Here is a 19,261-nt window from a genome sequence, read left to right as displayed (position 1 = left end):
GCGGCCGGGCCCGCGGACGTGACCGTCACCCCTACGGTGGCGCGTCCGTGCTCCTGACGGTTGCGCGGGACGCCCGCGACCGGGGTCGGGGCGGTACGGCGAACCCGGCCGGCTCCACCAGCACCCGCTCGTCCCATGGCCGGACGACCTGGACGACGGCCATCGCCGGACAGTCCCGGTCCGCCGGACGGCGCCGGATCCGGCCCGGTTCGGGGGCGTGCGCGCGGCAGGCGGCGAGGCCCGTGGCGTAGACGGTGACCCGGGCCGGGCCGGCGGGGGCGCCGCCGGCCGCGCGCAGCCGAGCTGCTGCACATCTCCCTGTTCGCCGCCGACGAGCACGTCCGGCCCGCTACCACGGGCTGCCGGTGCCGGGGAGGGCGGGCGCGCCTCCAGGACGCCGACGACCGGCCGGTGCCCGACGGCGAACCCGGCCCGCCGGCCGTGCGCGGCCCGGTCGGCTGCCCGACGAGGCCCGTGGCCAAGTGGCCGTCGCCGACACCGTGTTGCGCCCCGGCGCCCGCCCGGACCCCGGGGCGCTGCGCCCGTTCCTCACCGCGCGGCTCGCGCCCCACAAGTGCCCGCGCGAGTTCGTCCTCCTCGACGCGCAGCCCCGCACGGCCACCGGCACGGTGCGGCGGTTCCCGCCGCGCACCGCCGGTGACCAGCCGTGATGCCGACGACCTAAAATGATCAACGTGTCCGAGCAGCACGCCCCCAGGTCCCTCATCGTCACGCTCTACGGCGCGTACGGCCGCTCACTGCCCGGCCCGATGCCCGTCGCCGAGCTGATCCGACTCCTGGCCGCGGTCGGCGTGGACGCGCCCTCCGTACGCTCCTCGGTGTCCCGGCTCAAGCGGCGCGGCCTGCTGCTGCCGGCCCGCACGGAGTCCGGCGCGGCCGGATACGAACTGTCGCCCGAGGCCCGCCAGTTGCTGGACGACGGCGACCGGCGCGTCTACGCGGCCGCGCCCGCGGCGGACGAGGGCTGGGTGCTCGCGGTGTTCTCGGTCCCGGAGTCGGAGCGGCAGAAGCGGCACGTACTGCGCTCCCGGCTGGCCGGCCTGGGCTTCGGCACCACCGCGCCGGGGGTGTGGATCGCCCCGGCCCGGCTGTACGAGGAGACGGAACACACCCTGCGCCGGCTGCGGCTGGACCCCTACGTGGACTTCTTCCGCGGCGAGCACCTGGGTTTCGCGCCCACGGCCGAGGCGGTGGCCCGCTGGTGGGACCTGGCCGCGATCGCCAAGGAGCACGAGCGCTTCCTGGACGCGCACGCGCCGGTGCTGCGGGCCTGGTCCCGCCGCCCGGACACCCCGCCCGAGGAGGCGTACCGCGACTACCTCCTCGCCCTCGACTCCTGGCGCCACCTCCCCTACACCGACCCTGGCCTGCCCACCCATCTGCTGCCGCCCGACTGGCCCGGCGTCCGCTCGGCGGAGGTCTTCCGGGGCCTGCACGAACGCCTGCGGGACGCGGGGGCCCGGTTCGTGGGGCTGTGAAACCCGCTCGGCCTCCCAGCGTCGGGCGCGGCCCGGTGGCGTCGGTGCGGCCGGTGCGAGGAGAGCGCGCCGACCGCGATCACCGGGCTGCGGACCTCGTGCCGGACGCGGTCGGCGAACGTCTGGTGCGCGTCTGGTGCGAGCGCCCGGACTCCGCGCGTTCCTCCGCCACCACCTGCCCGGTGGGCACGTCGACGGCGTCGGCACCGTGCGCGGCGAAGGCGCGGACGATCTCCACGGCGCCCTCGGCGCCCGTCCCGCCGTCGGCCCGGTCGGTGGCCGGGATCCGGACGGTCATCGGCCGCTCGGTCGGCCCCACCCGCGTACGGCGTCGAGGAAAATTTGTGACGATCGTCACGATGGCGCGACAGAAACGGGGCGACCGACCGGCCCGGCGGCGGCCGTGCCCCGCCGGGCCCGTACCATGCCTGGAGTCGGACAGCAGGACAGCCTGCTCCATGAAGGACTCGCCGTGCACGAACCCCCCGCCGAATCGGCCTCCTGGCGCATCGCGCTGCCGCACACCGCGGCGGCGGTGCCCGTGGCGCGCGCCTTGGTGCGCACGGCCCTCACCGAGGTCGAGCACGTGACCGACTGCGACACGGCCGAGCTGCTGACTGCCGAGCTGGTGGCCAACGCGGTGGAGCACACCGCCGGGCGCGGCCCGATAGAGCTGGTGGTGGAGCTGCGGCCGACCGGCTGCCAGGTCGAGGTGCACGACCCGGACCCGGCGCCGCCCGGCCGGCTGACCGCGCCGGTGATCGAGGAGCCCGATGTGTGGCAGGAGGGCGGGCGCGGGCTGCTGCTGATCCGCGCCCTCAGCTCCTCCTGCGGTCACCGCCCCACCCCCTCGGGCAAGGCGGTGTGGTTCAGACTGCCTGTGGTTCCCGCTCGGCCGCGGCCGGCGTGACCTCGCCGGCCGGCGTGACCTCGCCGGCCGGGGCGGTGCCGGCCAGCGTGGAGTGCCGGCGGCCGTAGAGGACGTAGACCGCGAGGCCCGCCGCGAGGAACACGGCGAACTGGATCCAGGTGTGCCAGCCGGTCTCCCACATCAGGTACAGGCAGAAGCCGATGCCGAGCAGCGGGGCCACCGGGTACAGCGGCACCCGGAAGCTGCGGTCGAGGCCCGGTTCGCGGCGGCGCAGGGCCAGCACGGTGACGTTGACGACGGCCATGATGGCGAGGGTGCCGATGGTGCACAGGTTCATCACGGCGTCCAGCGAGGCGAAGGCCGCCGGGAGCGCGAAGACGGCGCCGACGATCAGCGTGCCGGCGACCGGCGTGGAGGTCCTCGGGCTGACCTTCTCGAAGACGCGCGGGATCAGGCCGTCCCGGGCCATCGACATCAGGATGCGGGTCTGCCCGTACATCACGGCGAGGACCACGGAGGCGATGGCGACGACCGCGCCGAAGGCGATGACACCGCCGCCGATGGCGGAGCCGGTGACCTCGTTGACGACGTAGGACAGGGCGGCGGGGCGGCCGGCGACCTGGTCGCCGCCGATGGCACCGATCGCGGCGAGCGCGACCGCGCAGTACAGCAGGGTCACGATGCCCATGCAGACCATGATCGCGACGGGGATGTGCCGGCGCGGGTTCTTCGCCTCCTCGCCGGCCGTGGTGATCGCGTCGAAGCCGATGTACGAGAAGAAGGCCGCGGTGGTGCCCGCGCCGATGCCGCCGAGGCCGGCCGGGGAGAACGGGGTGAGGTTGCCGTCCTTGAAGGCGCTGTAGCCGATGGCGCAGAAGGCGAGCAGGATCGCGAGCTTGACCGCGGCCATGGCGGCGGTCGCCCGGGCGCTCTCCCGCACCCCGCGCACCAGCAGCGCCGAGGCCATGGCGATGACGATCACGGCCGGCAGGTTGATCACGCCGCCGTCGCCGGGGCCCGCGGACAGGGCGGCCGGGAGCTGGAGGCCGGTGAGGCTGTGCAGCAGCTCGTTGACGTACTGGCTCCAGCCGACCGCGACGGCCGAGATGGAGACGCCGTACTCCAGCAGCAGGCACCAGCCGACGAGGAAGGCGGTGGACTCGCCGAGACCGGCGTAGGCGAAGGAGTACGAGGAGCCGGAGACCGGGATGGCGCCGCCCAGCTCGGCGAAGGAGAAGGCGGTGAAGACGCAGGTGAGGGCCGCGAGGACGAAGGAGACGACGACGGCCGGGCCGGCCTGGGCGACCGAGTCGGACAGTCCGACGAAGATGCCGGTGCCGACGATGGCGCCGACGCCGAAGCAGATGAGCTGGAAGAGGCCCATGGTGCGCTTCAGGCCGTGTCCCTCGCGGTCGGCGCCGGATTCGGCGACGAGCAGACGCGGGGACTTGATGCGGGGAGCGGGCATGCCGGTGGTGCTCGATTCTGGTGGTGCGGGCGGCCGTGGTGGGGCCGCGGCGACGGCCACGGAAGGGGTGGTTCCGGGCCGCCGGTCAGGATAATGCCTGGTGAGGAGGGTCAGGCAAGGGTTTCCCGGGCGAGTGTGGCCACCAGCACCGCCTTGATGGTGTGCAGCCGGTTCTCCGCCTCGTCGAAGACCACCGAGTGGGCGGACTCGAAGACCTCGTCGGTCACCTCCAGCGAGCTGAGGCCGTACGCGTCGTGGATCTGCCGCCCGACCTCGGTGCCGAGGTCGTGGAAGGCCGGCAGGCAGTGCAGGAACCGCACGTCCGGGTTGCCGGTGGCGCGCAGCACGTCCATGGTCACCGCGTACGGGGCGAGGGCCGTGATCCGCTCGGCCCACACCTCCTTGGGCTCGCCCATGGACACCCAGACGTCGGTGGCGACGAAGTCGGCGCCCCGCACCCCCTCGGCGATGTCCTCGGTGAGGGTGATCCGGGCGCCGCTGGAGCCGGCGAGCGCGCGGGCGCGGTCGAGGATCTCCTGGGCGGGCCAGTAGGACTTCGGGGCGACGATCCGTACGTCCATGCCGAGCAGGGCGCCGGTGACCAGGTAGGAGTTGCCCATGTTGAAGCGGGCGTCGCCGAGGTAGGCGAAGGCGATCTCGCCGAGCGGCTTGGCGCAGTGCTCGGTCATGGTGAGCACGTCGGCGAGCATCTGGGTGGGGTGCCAGTCGTCGGTGAGGCCGTTGTAGACGGGCACGCCGGCGTACGCGGCCAGCTCCTCGACCTTGGCCTGGCTGTCGCCCCGGTACTCGATGGCGTCGTACATCCGGCCCAGCACCCGGGCGGTGTCCCGGACGGACTCCTTGTGCCCGATCTGCGACCCGGAGGGCTCCAGGTAGGTGGTGTGGGCGCCCTGGTCGGCGGCGGCGACCTCGAACGCGCAGCGGGTGCGCGTCGAGGTCTTCTCGAAGATCAGCGCGATGTTGCGCCCGCGCAGGTACGGGGTCTCGGTCCCGGCCTTCTTGGCCGCCTTCAGCTCGGCGGCCAGCTCGACCAGGCCGCGGAACTCCGCCTCGGTGAAGTCCAGCTCCTTGAGGAAGTGGCGGCCGGCGAGGGCGGTCGGGACTGTCGCCATGGGGGCGCTCCAGGTGTACGACTACAGGGACTATGTAAGTCTATACGACACTCCACATTTCTATACAGCGTCTCGCTGCACGGGACAGCTCATGCACCGGGGGCCGCCCCGGCCCCGGCCCAGCTCGCTGCCCGGGATCTCTATCACCTCGATGCCCTGCTTGCGCAGGTGGGTGTTGGTGGTGGCGTTCCGCTCGTAGGCGACGACGACACCGGGTTCGACGGCGAGGACGTTGCAGCCGTCGTCCCACTGCTCGCGTTCGGCGGCGTGCACGTCCTGGGTGGCGGTCAGCACCCGGATCTCGCCGAGGCCGAGCGCGGCGGCGATCGCCCGGTGCATGTGCTCCGGCGGGTGGTCGGTGACCTTCAGCTCCCGTCCGCCGTCGCCCGGCTCGATGGTGTAGGAGCGGAGCATGCCGAGGCCGGCGTACTGGGTGAAGGTGTCGCCGTCGACCATGGTCATCACCGTGTCCAGGTGCATGAAGGCGCGCCGCTTGGGCATGTCGAGCGCGACGATGGTGCGCGCCGAGCCGGCCGCGAACAGCTTGTGCGCCAGCATCTCCACGGCCTGCGCGGTGGTGCGCTCGCTCATCCCGATCAGCACGGCGCCGTTGCCGAGCACCAGGACGTCACCGCCCTCGATGGTGGACGGGTAGTCCGCCTGCCCCCGGGACCACACGTGGAACGCCTCGTCGCGGAACAGCGGGTGGTGGCGGTAGATCGCCTCGAAGTGCACGGTCTCGCGCTGCCGGGCGGGCCAGCGCATGGCGTTGATGGAGACGCCGTCGTAGATCCACGCCGAGGTGTCGCGGGTGAACAGGTGGTTGGGCAGCGGGCGCAGCAGGAAGTCGTCCAGCTCCATGACGTGGAAGCGCACGGAGACCGGTTCCTCGTGGCCGGCCAGGTACTCCCGCTTGGTCATCCCGCCGACCAGGGCCTCGGCCAGCTCGCCCGGGGGCATCCGGTCGAAGGCGTCGCGCAGGTGGCCGGTGGCGAGGGGACCGTACTCCTTCTCGTCGAAGACCCGGTCCAGGACCAGGGCGCGGGCCTCGGGGAGCGCCAGGGTCTCGGTGAGCAGGTCCCCGAAGAGGTGCACCTCGACCCCGCGGTCCCGCAGGACGTCGGCGAACCCGTCGTGCTCGGCACGCGCCCGGCGCACCCACAGCACGTCGTCGAAGAGCAGGGCGTCCTTGTTGCTGGGGGTGAGTCTCTTGAGCTCTAGGTCGGGCCGGTGCAGGATGACCCGGCGCAGCCGCCCGGCCTCGGAGTCGACATGGAATCCCATGCCTCCATCCTGACCGCCGGGACCCTCCTTCATCCCCTGCTCGCCGGTTTCCGCCGGGCGCGGCCCCGGACACGCTACGGCGCCACCGCCCCCCACGGGGCGGCAGGGCCGCCGCCCCCGCCGGCCGGGACCAGCGCCCGGCGGTGAGCAGGGCGATCGCCCGGCGGTCCCGGACTCCCCCGCCGGCGCAAGACCAGGCGGCGGCTCCGGCGCGGACACGTTCCGCACCGACGTAGCCGAAGTTCATGTGCACCCCGGCGCAGAGCACTGACAACCGTGGCAGATCTGCTTGATCAGCGCAGCGGTGAGTCGTATGTGGCGCCACGGCTTACCCGGCAAAGGGGGCCTCGCCTACTTCCAACCGTCCAGAGACACCTGGGGCCCGCCGCTGAGGTAGCGGTGGAGAGCGCTTGAGGTGGTGTCCACGAATCGCTCGGGGATGGCATCGGCGTCGACCCAGCGGACCTGGGCGTGCTTGCGTGGTTCGCGGTTCTCCGGCTCGCCGGTCCACTCGTGGGTGACGAACACGACCGTGAGGAAGCCGTTGGGTGCTTCCACGCCCCGGGCGCCGTGGATGATGTGGGCGACCTCGAGCGCTTCCGGCTTGACGGTCAGACCGGTCTCTTCGTACAGCTCGCGGACGGCCGTCTCGGTGATCGGCTCGCCGGGCTCGCTCTTGCCGACCGGAAGGTCCCACATGCCCTGGGCGAATCTGGCCTGGTCGCCGCGCTGGAGCAGGACCACGCGGTTGGTGGCCTTGTCGTGGACGATGACGGCGGCGACCAGCAGGGTCATGGATTCCAGGGCGGGCTTGAGCGCCTGGGGCTGGCCATCGGTTGTCGGCTGAGCCACGGGGGTCCCTTCCTCGGGCCGGGTTGGCAGGCATGTTGGGCGAGTGTCTCTCGGGCGCGGCGGGCGAGTGCAGTTGGAAGCCGACCCGGTAGTGGCGCTGGGCGGTGGTTGTCCAGAGTTGCCAACAATCTTGGCGGGTCAGGGAGCCGTATCGGCAGCAGACCCGGAAGTCACGTTGTGCTGTGGCCGTCGCCGGGACTGCACCCGATGGTCGGGGCAGGCCGTGTCGATCAATACGGTCCTTCGGCGTACCACCGCTGACATGATCGATGGCATGAAAATACTTGTGATTGGGGCGACCGGAACGGTCGGCAGTGCTGTCGCCGGCGCGTTAGAGGGTTCTCATCAGGTCGTGAGGGCCTCGCGCAGAGGTCCGGTGACGGTGGATCTGGAAGATCCTTCCTCTCTGGATGCGCTCTTTGACAAGGTGCCGGACCTCGACGCGGTGGTGTGCTGTGCCGCCAGTGGCCCGCTGGTGGACTTGGCGACAGCGGCGGATGACGAGATCTCTGCGGGAGTGCGGGGCAAGCTCTTGGGACAGGTTGCCCTGGCCCGGCGAGCCCTGCGTCATCTCCGGGACGGCGGCTCCGTCACGCTGACCGGAGGCACCTTCTCCGCTCCGTTGGCCGGCGGGTCGCTGGGGGCCCTCATCAACACCGGCTTGGAGGGCTTCGTCCGTAACGCGGCTGGTGAGGTGCCTCGGAATCTGCGTATCAATCTCATCAGCCCAGGGTGGATCAAGGAGACCCTGGAGAGCATGGGCATGGACTCGGCCGGCGGTACTCCCGTCGCCGAGGTGGCACGTGCGTATGTGGAGGCCGTGAAAGGCACCGCCCAGGGCCAGACCATACGTCCGTAACAGCCGGGGGATCGTGGGAGTCTCGCTGGGCGCCGACCGTGGCCCTACCCGGACCGCTGAGCGACTAGACCGGTGGAAGGGCCTGTTCGCCGGTGCGGTCCGGGGTTGACGCGAGCCACGTTGTGCACGGCGCCGCGGAAGTGTGTGCGGTACGAGGGCGATGCGCCTACAGCCGTGGGTCCACCGGCTCCGATTCCAGGGCCAGTACGCCGAACACCGCCTCGTGCACCCGCCACAGCGGCTCCCCGTCGGCCAGGCGGTCCAGGGCCTCCAGGCCGAGGGCGTACTCGCGCAGGGCCAGCGAGCGCTTGTGGTTGAGGAACCGCTGCCGCAGGCGGGCGAGGTGGTCGGGGCGGGTGTACTCCGGGCCGTAGATGATCCGCAGGTACTCCCGGCCCCGGCACTTGATGCCGGGCTGCACCAGCCGTCCGTCCCCGTCGCGCACCAGCGCGCCGAGCGGCTTGACGACCATGCCCTCGCCGCCCCGGCCGGTCATCTCCAGCCACCAGTCCACGCCCGCGCGCACCGACTCCGGGTCGCCGGTGTCGACGTACAGCCGCCGGGTGGTGTGCAGCAGCCCGGTGCCGTCGTACTCCACCAGCCGGTCGATGAGGGCGAGTTGCTCGTCGTGCGGCAGCGCGGCGAGGCTGCGGCCCTGGACCGCGAGGAGCTGGAAGGGGGCCAGCCGGACGCCGTCCAGGCCCTCGGTGGGCCAGCAGTAGCGGCGGTAGGCGGCGGTGAACGCGGCGGCGTCGGCGGCGCGTTCCCGCTGCCGGTCGAGCAGCGCTCCCACGTCGGCACCGCGCCCGGCCGCCGCCTCGAGGGCGGCGAGCGCACCCGGGAACACCGCGCCGGCGGCGGCGCCCACGGCCGCGTACTGGCCGCGCAGCAGCCCCGCGGCCTTCAGCGACCACGGCATCAGCTCCGCGTCCAACAGCAGCCAGTCGGTGCCCAGTTCATCCCACAGTCCGGCCTCGGTGACCGCCGCGCGCAGCCGGCCGAGGATCTCCTCGGTCATCCGCTCGTCGTCGAAGAACGGCCGTCCGGTACGGGTGTAGAGGGACCCGGTGGGTCCTTCCGCGCCGAACCTCCGCCGTGCCGTCTCCGCGTCCCGGCACACCAGGGCCACGGCCCGGGAGCCCATGTGCTTCTCCTCGCACACCACCCGTGCGACCCCGTCCCGCGCGTACTGCGCGAACGCCTCCTCGGGGTGCTCCAGGTAGCCGTCGATCCGCGAGGTGGCCGTCGGCGCCATGGTCGGCGGGAGGTACGGCAGCAGGCGCGGATCGATCGCGAAGCGGCTCATGACCTCCAGGGCGGCAGCCGCGTTTTCCTCGCGGACGGCCACCCGGCCCGCGTGCCGGGTCTCGACGGCCCGCCGGCCGTGCACGTCCGCCAGGTCCAGCGGGCGGCCGTCCTGCCCGCCGGGCGCGTCGGTGCGCAGCGGCCGGGCCGGCTCGTACCAGACCCGCTCGGCCGGTACGTCCACCAGCTCGCGCTCGGGCCAGCGCAGCGCGGTGAGCTTGCCGCCGAAGACGGCGCCGGTGTCCAGGCAGATGGTGTTGTTCAGCCAGGTCGCCTCGGGCACGGGGGTGTGGCCGTAGACCACGGCGGCCCGGCCCCGGTAGTCCTCCGCCCACGGGTAGCGCACCGGCAGCCCGAACTCGTCGGTCTCGCCGGTGGTGTCGCCGTACAGGGCGTGCGAGCGGACCCGGCCGGAGGTGCGGCCGTGGTACTTCTCGGGCAGACCGGCGTGGCAGACCACCAGCCGGCCGCCGTCCAGGACGTAGTGGCTGACCAGTCCGTCCAGGAACCGCCGGACCTCGGCCTTGAACTCCTCGCTCTCGCCCTCCATCTGCGCGATGGTCTCCGCGAGCCCGTGGGTGTGCTGGACCTTGCGGCCCTTGAGGTGACGGCCGTACTTGTTCTCGTGGTTGCCGGGGACGCACAGGGCGTTGCCCGAGTTCACCATCGACATCACGCGGCGCAGCACGCCGGGGCTGTCCGGGCCGCGGTCGACCAGGTCGCCGACGAACACGGCGGTACGGCCCTCGGGGTGCACGCCGTCGGTGTAGCCCAGCTTGGCGAGCAGAGCCTCCAGTTCGGCGGAGCAGCCGTGGATGTCGCCGATGATGTCGAACGGGCCGGTGAGGTGGGTGAGGTCGTTGTAGCGCTTCTCGGTGACGACGGTGGCGTGCTCGACCTCCTCGGCGCCGCGCAGCACGTGCACCTTGCGGAAGCCCTCGCGCTCCAAGTGCCTGAGCGAACGGCGCAGTTCACGGATGTGCCGCTGGATGACCCGGCGGGGCATGTCCGCCCGGTCGGCGCGGGCCGCGTTCCGCTCGGCGCACACCTCCTCCGGCACGTCCAGCACGATGGCGATGGGCAGCACGTCGTGCTGCTTCGCCAGTTCGATCAACTGCCGCCTGCTGTCCTGCTGCACGCTGGTGGCGTCCACGACGGTGCGACGGCCGGCGGCCAGCCGCTTGCCGGCGATGTAGTGCAGGACGTCGAAGGCGTCCCGGGTCGCGCTCTGGTCGTTCTCGTCGTCGGAGACCAGGCCGCGGCAGAAGTCGGAGGAGATCACCTCGGTGGGCTTGAAGTGCCTCCGGGCGAAGGTGGACTTGCCGGAACCGGAGGCGCCGACGAGCACCACGAGGGAGAGGTCGGTGACGGGCAGGACCCGCCCCTTGTGCTGTGCCTCGGTCATGCCGCCTTCGCCTCCCTCTCGGTCGTGATCGTGAATGTCGCCATCTGCGTGGGCGGGCCCACCTCGGGGTCGTCCGGGCCGACGGGCGTGAACTCCGCCTCGTAGCCGTACCGTTCAGCCACGGCCGCCGCCCAGGTGCGGAACTCCTCGCGGGTCCACTCGAAGCGGTGGTCGCCGTGCCGGACATGGCCGGCGGGCAGGCTCTCCCAGCGGACGTTGTACTCGGCGTTCGGAGTGGTCACGACGACCGTGCGGGGGCGCGCGTGCCCGAACACGGCGTACTCCAGGGCGGGCAGCCGGGGCGGGTCGACATGCTCGACGACCTCGCTGAGCACGGCGGCGTCGTAGCCGCGCAGCCGCTGGTCGGTGTAGACGAGGGAGCCCTGGACGAGCTTGACGCGCGCGGCCTGCCGTTCGCCCATGCGGTCCAGCTTCAGCCGGCGGGAGGCGATGGTGAGGGCCCGCTGCGAGACGTCGACGCCGACGATCTCGGTGAACCGGGCGTCCTTGAGCAGCGCCTGCACCAACTGGCCCTGGCCGCAGCCGAGGTCGAGCACGCGGTCGGCGCCGCAGGCGTCCAGCGCGGCGAGGACGGCCTCCCGCCGGAGCACGGCGAGCGGGGCCGGCTTCTCCTCGGTCACCCCGGTCCCGGTCCCGGCCCCGTCTATGGCCGCGTTGTCGATGCCCTCGGCCTCGGGCTCGTCCGCGACCACGTTGCCGATTGCCTCGGTCCCGGACTCGTCCGCGGCCACGTCGTCGACGCCCTCGGTCCGGGGCTCGTCCGCGACGTCGATGTCCTCGGTCCCGGGCTCGTCCGCGACCGCGTTGTCGATGTCCTCGACCTCGCTGTCGTCGGCCTCCGCGAGCCGTACCAGCTCCAGCCGTTCCCGCGCCTGGCGGGTGAGCGACCAGCGGCGCGAGAGGTAGCGGTTGGTGATCAGCTGCTGCTCCGGGTGCCCGGCCAGCCAGCCCTCGCCGGCCCGCAGCAGCTTGTCGACCTCGTCGGCGGAGACCCAGTAGTGCTTGGCGTCGTCGAGCACCGGCAGCAGGACGTACAGGTGGCGCAACGCCTCGGCGAGGGTGAGCCGTTCGGACTCCAGCAGCAGCCGGACGTACCGCGAGTCGCCCCACTCCGGGAACGCGGTGTCGAGCGGTACCGGGTCGGCGGTGACCGACCAGCCGAGCGGTGCGAAGAGCCGTCGTACGAGGTCGGGGCCGCCGCGGGCGGGCAGCGCGGGGACCTCGACGCGCAGCGGCAGCGGGGCGGCGGCCCGCTCCGGCCGGGCGCCGCACACCCCGCGCAGGGCGCTGGAGAAGACGTTGCCCAGCGCGACGGCCAGCAGCGAAGAGGCCGCGTACGGGCGGTCGTTGACGTACTGGGCGAGGGCTGCGTCGGGTGCGCCGCCGCGGCCCTTGCCCCGGCCGCGCCTGACCAGCGCGACGGGATCGATCTCCAGCAGCAGCGCGGCCGTGCAGCGTTCGTCGTCCGCCTCGGGGTAGAACACATGGGCCGTGCCGTACGAGGTGGAGAACGCCTGTGCCTTGCCGGGGTGTTTGTGCAGCAGGTACCCCAGGTCGGTGGCAGGCCGCGCGGCCGTGCCGTCGGTCGAGATCGTCAGGAACATACGGTCGAGTCTCCCCGGCGGAGGTCCGCACCCACCACCGGTTTTCGCCTCGCCCGCCGGGCTCGGGGTCACCGGCCCCGCCACCGCCCGTGAGGGTGCCCTGCCGCACCGGACAGGTGGACCCGACGTTCCGGCGCACGGCGTCCACAGGGCCGGCGTGTGATGTCCGTTACGGCCCCCCGGCCCCGGACCTGATGGAGTGAGCCCTCGTCAACTGACCACTGACACAAGCGAAAGAGGGGGAAACCCATGACCATCGACCAGGCAGTCCGGGACCGCGGACCCGGGCGGGCGGCCCGGGCCCGCAGGAGCGCCGCCGTCGCGATGACGGCCGGTGCGGTGCTGGGTGCGGGAATCCTCGCGTCCGCGCCCGCCCAGGCCGCCCAGGCCGCCCAGGCGGCGCCGACGGCATCCGCCACGGCCCGCGCCACCGTCGCGGCGGCCCCGCAGGTGTCGGCGCAGGGCGCCTACGCCATGAACCCGGCCAACGGCAAGCAGCTGTTCGGCAAGGCACCGGACGCCCGGCTGCGGACCGGCTCCACCACGAAGATCATGACGGCGCTCGTGGTGCTGTCGCAGCGGAACGTGGACCTCGGGAAGAAGGTGAAGATCAAGAAGGAGTACACCGACTACGTCATCGACCCGGTGACGCACACCCAGCGCTACTCCAGCGCGAGCCTGCTCCTCGGTGACTCGATGTCGGTGGGCGACCTGCTGTACGGCCTGATGCTGCCGTCGGGCTGCGACGCGGCCTACGCGCTGGCGGACACCTACGGCACGGGCTCCACGACGGCCCAGCGGACCAAGTCGTTCATCGCCAAGATGAACAGCAAGGCGCGCGAACTGGGCCTGAACAACACCCACTTCGACTCCTTCGACGGGGTGTCCAACGGCAAGAACTACTCCTCGCCGCGCGATCTGGCCAAACTGGCCGGGGCCGCGCTGAAGAACAAGACGTTCAAGAAGGTCGTCGGCACCAAGGTCTACGACGGCATGAAGTCGTACCGGCCCGGTGGCGGAACGCACGCCATGAAGCCCTGGAAGAACTCCAACACGCTCCTCAGCTCCTACCGGGGCGCGTTCGGCGTGAAGACCGGTTCCGGGCCGGAGGCGAAGTTCTGCCTGGTGTTCGCGGCCACGCGCGGTTCCAAGACGGTCGTGGGCACGGTTCTCGCGGCGAGCTCGCCGGACGAGCGGTTCAAGGACGCGGCGAAGATCCTGGACTACGGCTTCACGCGCTAGCGCCGGTCCTGGGCCACGGCCTCACGCGCCGGCGCCGGTCCTGGATCACGGCCTCACGCCCCGGCGTCCGTGCGGGGCCGGCCGACGGCCGGCCCCTGAGCCGTCCGGGAGCCGGGCCCCGGACCAGTGGATGCTGTGGCCGGGGCCCGGCGCCGGCGGCGGGGGCCGCTCGCCCGTGGTTACGACAGCTGGGACTGGACCTGGGAGGAGATCAGCTCCAGGTGGTCCAGGTCGTCGAGGTCGAGTACCTGGAGGTAGATCCGGCGGGAGCCGATCTCGGCGTACCGGCCGATCTTGTCGACGACCTCGGCCGGGGAGCCGGCCAGCCCGTTGGCCTTCAGTTCGTCCACCTCACGGCCGATCGCGGCGGCACGCCGGGCCACCTCCTGGTCGTCCTTGCCGACGCAGACCACGAGCGCGTTGGAGTACACCAGGTCGTCCGCGTCCCGGCCGGCCGCCGCCGCGGCGGCCCGCACCCGGCCGAACTGCCGCTCGCTGTCCTCCACCGAGGCGAACGGGATGTTGAACTCGTCGGCGTACCGCGCGGCCAGTCGCGGCGTACGGGTCGCGCCGTGGCCGCCGATCAGCACGGGGATCTTCTGCTGCGCGGGCTTGGGCAGCGCCGGCGACCCGGTGAGGTCGTAGTACGCCCCGTGGAAATCGAACGTCTTGCCGACCTCGGTCGCCCACAGCCCGGTGACGATCGCCAGCTGCTCCTCCAGCCGGGCGAACTTCTCCTTCGGGAACGGGATGCCGTACGCCTTGTGCTCCTCCTCGAACCAGCCCGCGCCGAGGCCGAGTTCGACCCGGCCGCCGGACATCTGGTCGACCTGGGCGACCTGGATGGCGAGCACGCCGGGCAGCCGGAAGGTGCCGGCCGTCATCAGCGTGCCGAGGCGGATGCGCTTGGTCTCGCGGGCCAGGCCGGCCAGCGTGATCCAGGCGTCCGTGGGGCCGGGCAGGCCGTCCACGTTGCCCATGCGCAGATAGTGGTCCGAGCGGAAGAAGGCGTCGAACCCGAGGTCCTCGGTGGCCTTGGCCACGGTGAGCAGGGTGTCATAGGTGGCCCCTTGCTGGGGCTCGGTGAAGATTCGCAGGTCCATACACCTATCCTGCACGGCGCCGCCCGCACCGGCCGCCCGGGTACCGCCCGGCGCGGCCGAGCCCGGTCGGGTGAAATGCGTCCGCCGGGCCGTGGCGCGCGAAGCCCCCGCTGATCCAGCGGGGGCTTCGAAGACACACCCGGGCTACTGAGCGGGCTGCTCGGCAGGCGGGCTCTGCTTGTTCGGTTCGGTCTGCGTGTTCGGCGCCGTCTGCTTGTTCGGCTCCGTCTGCGTGTTCGGCGGGGTCTGCTGACCCGGCTTGGTCTCCTCGCCCGGCTTCGTCTGCTCGCCAGGCTTGGTCTGCTGACCCGGCTGGGTCTCCTGACCCGGCTTCGTCTCCTCGCCAGGCTTGGTCTCCTCGCCCGGCTTGGTCTCCTCGCCCGGCTTCGTCTCCTGACCCGGCTTCGTCTCCTGACCCGGCTGGGTCTCCTGACCAGGCTTGGTCTCCTCGCCCGGCTTGGTCTCCTGACCAGGCTTGGTCTCCTGACCCGGCTTGGTCTCCTCGCCCGGCTTGGTCTCCTGACCAGGCTTGGTCTCCTGACCCGGCTTCGTCTCCTCGCCAGGCTTCGTCTCCTGACCCGGCTTCGTCTCCTCGCCAGGCTTCGTCTCCTGACCCGGCTTCGTCTCCTCGCCCGGCTTGGTCTCCTGACCAGGCTTCGTCTCCTGACCCGGCTTGGTCTCCTCGCCCGGCTGCTTCTGGCCGTTCTGCGTTCCGGTCCCCTGATTGACCGGCCCGTTGACGGTCGAATTGATGATTTGGTTGACGTTGTTGGTGATCTGCTGCTGGATCTGCGTCAAGACCGTCGTCGGCACGCCCAGGCTCCTCGCCTTGGCCTGTGCGGCAGCCACACCCTGCGCCTTCGCCTGCTGCGGGGAGGCGCCCCGCTTGATGGCGGCCTGAGCCGCGCTCGTCGCGGCCGACACGACAGCGGACGTCTGCGCTCCACCGGCCGAGCTTCCCGTGCCCGTGCCCGTGCAGGTAACGGTGCCCACACGGAAGGTCCCTGTTCCCTTGACCGCCATCGGTCCGATACGGCCGTCGGAGAAAGAGCGCGCCGTTTCCCCACCGGGTGTGACGGTGAATTTCTGGTCGGGAGCGAATCCACTGCCGGTCAGGGTTCCTCCCGCGACCCGGCACGTCGGGGTCGGGGCGGCGGAGGCCGGCCCCACCGCACCGGCGACCGCTCCGCTGACCAGCGCGGCCACCGCGGCGGCGCTCAGTACTGATTTCCCTCGCATGAAGCTCTCCTCTGCTGGCGTTTCAATTCAGCGACAGAGACTTTTCGATGGACACCAGCACGCTAACCCCGCCGCTCCGGTGACGCATCTAGAGTTGCAGGCACCGGCGAGGGGTCAGTATTATTCAGCTTTCCTTCGAGGTGACAGAATGAACACGGCTACGCTACGCGTCATTTCGGTTGCCGCAGCAATCCTTTTCTGTGCAGCCGGGGGTATGCCGACCGCTTCGGAGAGTAAGGCCGATCCGGAGAGCAAGGCCGCTGCCCCGTCGCAGCTCAAGTGCTACAGAACAATCCGCGACCCGAATTCGGTCGTGTGCTATCGAATGTCCTACAGGCCACTTCTCCAAGACGGCCGGATCACCTTCGTCCCTTTCCTCGTCCAAGTGCCGACACCCGCCGACCCTCCGCCGGCGACCATCGTCGGCGAACTCCCGCCGACCTGAGAAAGAGCGGTCGAGGTGACCTGCTAGAGTCGATCATGTGACTGCCGGGTCGGCCATGGGCCATACACGAGTGAGGCGCCCGGCCTCGGCGTGAGCGCGAGGCGGGCGAGAGGCCCGCCGTCTTCTCCGTGTCCCACTTCCCGCCGCCCCTGTGCGGCGCTCCCAGCGGATCCAGTACTCGGAGACACATCCCGTCATGCCGCATGACCAGCAGCACACCCATCAGCCCGCACCGTCGGCCGCCGTCCAGCTGAACCACACCGCCGTCTACGCCTCGGACCGCCAGTTGTCGGCCGAGTTCATCGCGGCGATCCTGGGACTCGAGGTCGGCGCGCCCTTCGGGCCGTTCCTGCCCGTGGACCTGGGCAACGGCGTCACGCTCGACTACTACGAGAAGCGTGACGAACCGATCCAGTCGCAGCACTACGCGTTCCTCGTGCCCGACGAGGAGTTCGACACCATGATCGCCCGGCTGGAGACGGTCGGTGTCACCTACTACGCCGATCCCCGCCGCACCGAGCCCGGCCGGATCAACCGTCTCTTCGGCGGTCGCGGCGCCTACTTCGACGATCCGGACGGCCACAACATGGAGATCATGACCCGCCCGTACATACGGCCGTAACCGGCGTCACGGCTCGCGCGGGGCGGCGGTCACACGCCGGACGGGCTGTCCTGGGCGTCCTCCGGCACCATCGCCGCCCGCGCCGCCAGCTTGCGCAGCATCTCCAGCACGCGGTCACGGGACTCGTCGGCCGCGTCGATCGCCTCCATGCACTGCCAGTACGTCGTCTCGTCCACGGCGGCGCTGGCCATGCCCACCAGGGATATGCCGACCTCGCCGAGCAGGCCGCCGAGGCAGAGCAGGGCCTCGCGGGCGTCGTCCAGCTCGGTGAGCTGGGCGGCGCGCAGATCGCCGGGGTCGAGTTCGGGCGGGTCCAGGACGCCGCAGCCCCGGCCCGCCAGCTCCGTCAGCCCCAGCGCCTCGCCGCGCAGTTCCGGCGGACCGGAGACCGCGAGGCGGCTCCCGATCGCCTGGGCGAGGGCCTGCGCCTGCCACACCTCCGCCATCATCTCCCCGGCGTCGGCGCCGGCCGCCAGGGCCCGCCTGCTCGCGAGGATGAGCCGTACCGCATCCATACGATGCCCCCGTCCGTCCGCCGCACCCCGTCGGCACGGCCTCCTGAACTCTCTTGTCCACTACCCAGAGTGAGGGTCATCGAGGCGAAAAGCCAGAGGAAGACGGAAATTAGTGGACAACAATTCGGATCCGTCACGCGACTTGACTGCGGAGAGTAATAACGGAACTCAGGAGTCCGCCTGTTGGTGCCCGCCTCCGGTGCCCGGAACCGGGAAGCGGTGCTCGTTGCGGTCGATCTTGGCGGCCAGCGCGGCCAGCGGATCGATGCCGAGGACCTCGCAGAACTGGAGCAGATAGGCCAGCACATCGGCGACCTCGTCGGTGACCCGGTGCGCCGTGCCCGGGTCGTCCATCACCCGGGCGGACTCCTCCGGGGTGAGCCACTGGAAGATCTCGACCAGCTCGGACGCCTCCACCGAGAGGGCGGCGACGAGGTTCTTGGGCGTGTGGTACGGCTGCCAGTTCCGCGCGGCGGCGAACTCGGCCAGTCTGCGCTGGAGGGCGGCCAGGTCGGGGTGTTCGGTCACCCGTCCAGGTGTACCACTGTGACGTCCGGGGTCCCGGCGGCCCATGAGGCGTCGTGCACCGCGGCCACGCACCGGATGTGTCCGCGCCGGCCCATCCGGGCGGCCGTCAGCAGCAGTTCCCGGCGCTGGACGGGGTCCAGGCCCCGGTCGAAGCCGTCGGCGAGGACGGTGAGGGTGCGCAGCGCGTCGGGCACCTCGCCCGGCGCGTCCATGTCGAGCACGCCCGGCCCGGTCAGCAGCACCAGGGTCAGCGCCAGGTAGCGCAGTTCGCCGTCGCCGAGCCGGGCGAGTGCGGTGCGGACGCCGTCGCCGCGGTCGAGCAGCGCCCGTACCGTGCCGCCGGCCAGCGGCTCGGCCACCAGGTCGGCCACCGGGCCGGCGCACCCCACGCGCACCGCCTCGACCAGGAGCCCGTGCCGGCGGGAGCACTCGGCGCGGGTGCGCCACAGGACGTCGGCGAGGTTGTCGCAGCCGGGCAGCAGCCGGCCGGAGCCGGTGGGTACGGGCAGGCGCATGTACTCGGGGCGCGGATCGCAGGGGAAGACGGAGCGCAGGGCGACGACCATCTGCTCGGCGGCGGCGAGCACATGGCGCTGCCCGTCGGTCTTGCCGGCCACGCGCAGCGGCAGCAGGGCGGTGCCCAGGCGGTCGTCGGGGAGCGGGGCGCGGGTCACCGGGGCGGCGCCCGCGGTGTGCCAGGCGGCCTGGACGGTACGGCGCCCGGGGTCGCGCAGCGCGGTCTGGAGCAGGACGACCCCGCGCGCGGTCAGCCGCTCCCCCACGATCCGCAGGTCCGGTTCGGCCTGTACGGCGATGTCGAGCCGGACCGGGCCCTCGGCGCCCTCGGCCGTGCACCCGATCCGGAACCCCCGGCGCCCCTCGGCGTCGGGCCGGGCCCGCTCGGGTACGCAGGCGGCCGGGTCCGCGAACGCCTCCGCGAGCGGGGCACCGCCGCCGAGCCGGGCCAGCGCCTCGAAGGCGGCCAGCGCGGTGGTCTTGCCGGCCCCGCTGGGCCCCGCGAGCAGGGTGACCGGCCCGAGCGGGAACGCGGCGCCCCGGTGCCCGGCGAAGGCGGAGAGCCGCAGCTCGGTGATCCGGGACCGGATGTCGGGCTGGGCACCGGAGAACGGGGGCACGTCGGCCGCCGGCGACTCAGCGAACACGAAGGGCACGGCCATACGCGGACCGTAGAGCCCCGCTTGGCCGCCGAACCGTTTTCCCGTCGGAACTTTCCCCCGATCGGGGGGCGGACGCGGCGCTCGGCGC

General features: G+C 72.1%; 16 protein-coding genes and 3 pseudogenes. 6 read left to right on the top strand and 13 right to left on the bottom strand.

All coding sequences use genetic code 11. The features are described 5' to 3' along the window. Positions 1 to 31 precede the first annotated feature (31 nt). Positions 32 to 298 (bottom strand): annotated as a pseudogene (locus IE251_RS41270) (hypothetical protein); the annotation flags it as partial. Between IE251_RS41270 and IE251_RS28145 the strand changes: the two are divergent. Continuing rightward, positions 295 to 671: pseudogene (locus IE251_RS28145) on the top strand (AMP-binding enzyme); the annotation flags it as partial. The pseudogenes IE251_RS41270 and IE251_RS28145 overlap by 4 nt on opposite strands. A 15-nt stretch (positions 672 to 686) precedes the next feature. Further along, positions 687 to 1,499 carry a PaaX family transcriptional regulator gene (locus IE251_RS28140; protein ID WP_189755800.1) on the top strand — a complete coding sequence of 271 codons (813 nt, stop codon included), beginning with the start codon at positions 687 to 689 and terminating at the stop codon, positions 1,497 to 1,499. 56 nt (positions 1,500 to 1,555) lie between these two features. On the opposite strand, the pseudogene IE251_RS28135 reads toward IE251_RS28140, so the two are convergent. Beyond that, positions 1,556 to 1,818, bottom strand: a pseudogene (locus IE251_RS28135) (bifunctional salicylyl-CoA 5-hydroxylase/oxidoreductase); the annotation flags it as partial. 105 nt (positions 1,819 to 1,923) lie between these two features. On the opposite strand from IE251_RS28135, the gene IE251_RS28130 reads away from it, so the two are divergent. Beyond that, a complete protein-coding gene (locus IE251_RS28130; RefSeq protein ID WP_189755799.1) occupies positions 1,924 to 2,409 on the top strand; it encodes an ATP-binding protein in 486 nt (161 codons plus the stop codon). Here IE251_RS28130 and IE251_RS28125 read toward each other — a convergent pair. The 4 genes from IE251_RS28125 to IE251_RS28110 form a co-directional block, all read right to left on the bottom strand. Further along, positions 2,369 to 3,838, bottom strand: coding sequence for an amino acid permease (locus IE251_RS28125; RefSeq protein ID WP_189755798.1), 1,470 nt, complete (start codon positions 3,836 to 3,838; stop codon positions 2,369 to 2,371). The two genes, IE251_RS28130 and IE251_RS28125, sit on opposite strands and share 41 nt — an antisense overlap. Before the next feature lie 110 nt (positions 3,839 to 3,948). After that, a complete protein-coding gene (gene argF / locus IE251_RS28120) occupies positions 3,949 to 4,971 on the bottom strand; it encodes an ornithine carbamoyltransferase (RefSeq protein ID WP_189755797.1) in 1,023 nt (340 codons plus the stop codon). Positions 4,972 to 5,031: 60 nt separating this feature from the next. Next, positions 5,032 to 6,255 carry an arginine deiminase gene (locus tag IE251_RS28115; RefSeq protein WP_030777520.1) on the bottom strand — a complete coding sequence of 408 codons (1,224 nt, stop codon included), beginning with the start codon at positions 6,253 to 6,255 and terminating at the stop codon, positions 5,032 to 5,034. 351 nt (positions 6,256 to 6,606) lie between these two features. Next, positions 6,607 to 7,107, bottom strand: coding sequence for an NUDIX domain-containing protein (locus IE251_RS28110; RefSeq protein ID WP_189755796.1), 501 nt, complete (start codon positions 7,105 to 7,107; stop codon positions 6,607 to 6,609). 274 nt (positions 7,108 to 7,381) lie between these two features. Here IE251_RS28110 and IE251_RS28105 point away from each other — a divergent pair, with 274 nt between their 5' ends. After that, positions 7,382 to 7,966: a short chain dehydrogenase gene (locus tag IE251_RS28105; protein WP_189755959.1), complete on the top strand. Its 585-nt coding sequence runs from the start codon at positions 7,382 to 7,384 to the stop codon at positions 7,964 to 7,966. 166 nt (positions 7,967 to 8,132) lie between these two features. On the opposite strand, the gene IE251_RS28100 is transcribed toward IE251_RS28105, so the two are convergent. After that, positions 8,133 to 10,676, bottom strand: a complete 2,544-nt coding sequence (locus tag IE251_RS28100; RefSeq protein ID WP_189755795.1) for a polynucleotide kinase-phosphatase — start codon at positions 10,674 to 10,676, stop codon at positions 8,133 to 8,135. After that, complete coding sequence (locus tag IE251_RS28095; protein WP_189755794.1) at positions 10,673 to 12,301, bottom strand: 3' terminal RNA ribose 2'-O-methyltransferase Hen1; 1,629 nt, start codon at positions 12,299 to 12,301, stop codon at positions 10,673 to 10,675. Before IE251_RS28095 ends, IE251_RS28100 begins: the two co-directional genes overlap by 4 nt. A 249-nt stretch (positions 12,302 to 12,550) precedes the next feature. On the opposite strand from IE251_RS28095, the gene IE251_RS28090 reads away from it, so the two are divergent. After that, complete coding sequence (locus tag IE251_RS28090; protein WP_373302060.1) at positions 12,551 to 13,543, top strand: D-alanyl-D-alanine carboxypeptidase family protein; 993 nt, start codon at positions 12,551 to 12,553, stop codon at positions 13,541 to 13,543. A gap of 179 nt (positions 13,544 to 13,722) precedes the next feature. On the opposite strand, the gene IE251_RS28085 is transcribed toward IE251_RS28090, so the two are convergent. Beyond that, positions 13,723 to 14,646, bottom strand: coding sequence for an LLM class F420-dependent oxidoreductase (locus IE251_RS28085; protein ID WP_189755793.1), 924 nt, complete (start codon positions 14,644 to 14,646; stop codon positions 13,723 to 13,725). A gap of 144 nt (positions 14,647 to 14,790) precedes the next feature. Next, positions 14,791 to 15,885, bottom strand: coding sequence for a hypothetical protein (locus IE251_RS41265; protein WP_229896973.1), 1,095 nt, complete (start codon positions 15,883 to 15,885; stop codon positions 14,791 to 14,793). Positions 15,886 to 16,526: 641 nt separating this feature from the next. On the opposite strand from IE251_RS41265, the gene IE251_RS28075 reads away from it, so the two are divergent. After that, positions 16,527 to 16,952, top strand: coding sequence for a VOC family protein (locus IE251_RS28075; protein ID WP_189755792.1), 426 nt, complete (start codon positions 16,527 to 16,529; stop codon positions 16,950 to 16,952). A gap of 29 nt (positions 16,953 to 16,981) precedes the next feature. Here the strand turns inward: IE251_RS28075 and IE251_RS28070 are convergent, their stop codons facing one another. The 3 genes from IE251_RS28070 to IE251_RS28060 all read right to left on the bottom strand — a co-directional run bounded on the left by IE251_RS28070 (position 16,982) and on the right by IE251_RS28060 (position 19,173). Then, complete coding sequence (locus IE251_RS28070) at positions 16,982 to 17,467, bottom strand: DUF6099 family protein (RefSeq protein ID WP_189755791.1); 486 nt, start codon at positions 17,465 to 17,467, stop codon at positions 16,982 to 16,984. 168 nt (positions 17,468 to 17,635) lie between these two features. After that, the gene (locus IE251_RS28065; RefSeq protein WP_189755790.1) at positions 17,636 to 17,995 is read right to left on the bottom strand and encodes a nucleotide pyrophosphohydrolase; all 360 of its coding nucleotides are present in this window, start codon (positions 17,993 to 17,995) and stop codon (positions 17,636 to 17,638) included. Continuing rightward, positions 17,992 to 19,173 (bottom strand): AAA family ATPase, encoded by a 1,182-nt coding sequence (locus IE251_RS28060; RefSeq protein ID WP_189755789.1) that lies wholly within the window; start codon positions 19,171 to 19,173, stop codon positions 17,992 to 17,994. Before IE251_RS28060 ends, IE251_RS28065 begins: the two co-directional genes overlap by 4 nt. Positions 19,174 to 19,261 lie beyond the last annotated feature (88 nt).

The sequence above is a fragment of the Streptomyces eurythermus genome, from assembly GCF_014649115.1.
GTDB classification, from domain to species: domain Bacteria; phylum Actinomycetota; class Actinomycetes; order Streptomycetales; family Streptomycetaceae; genus Streptomyces; species Streptomyces eurythermus.
The sequence above is the reverse complement of the archived record's forward strand: the minus strand, read 5'-3'. Positions and strand labels throughout refer to the sequence as shown.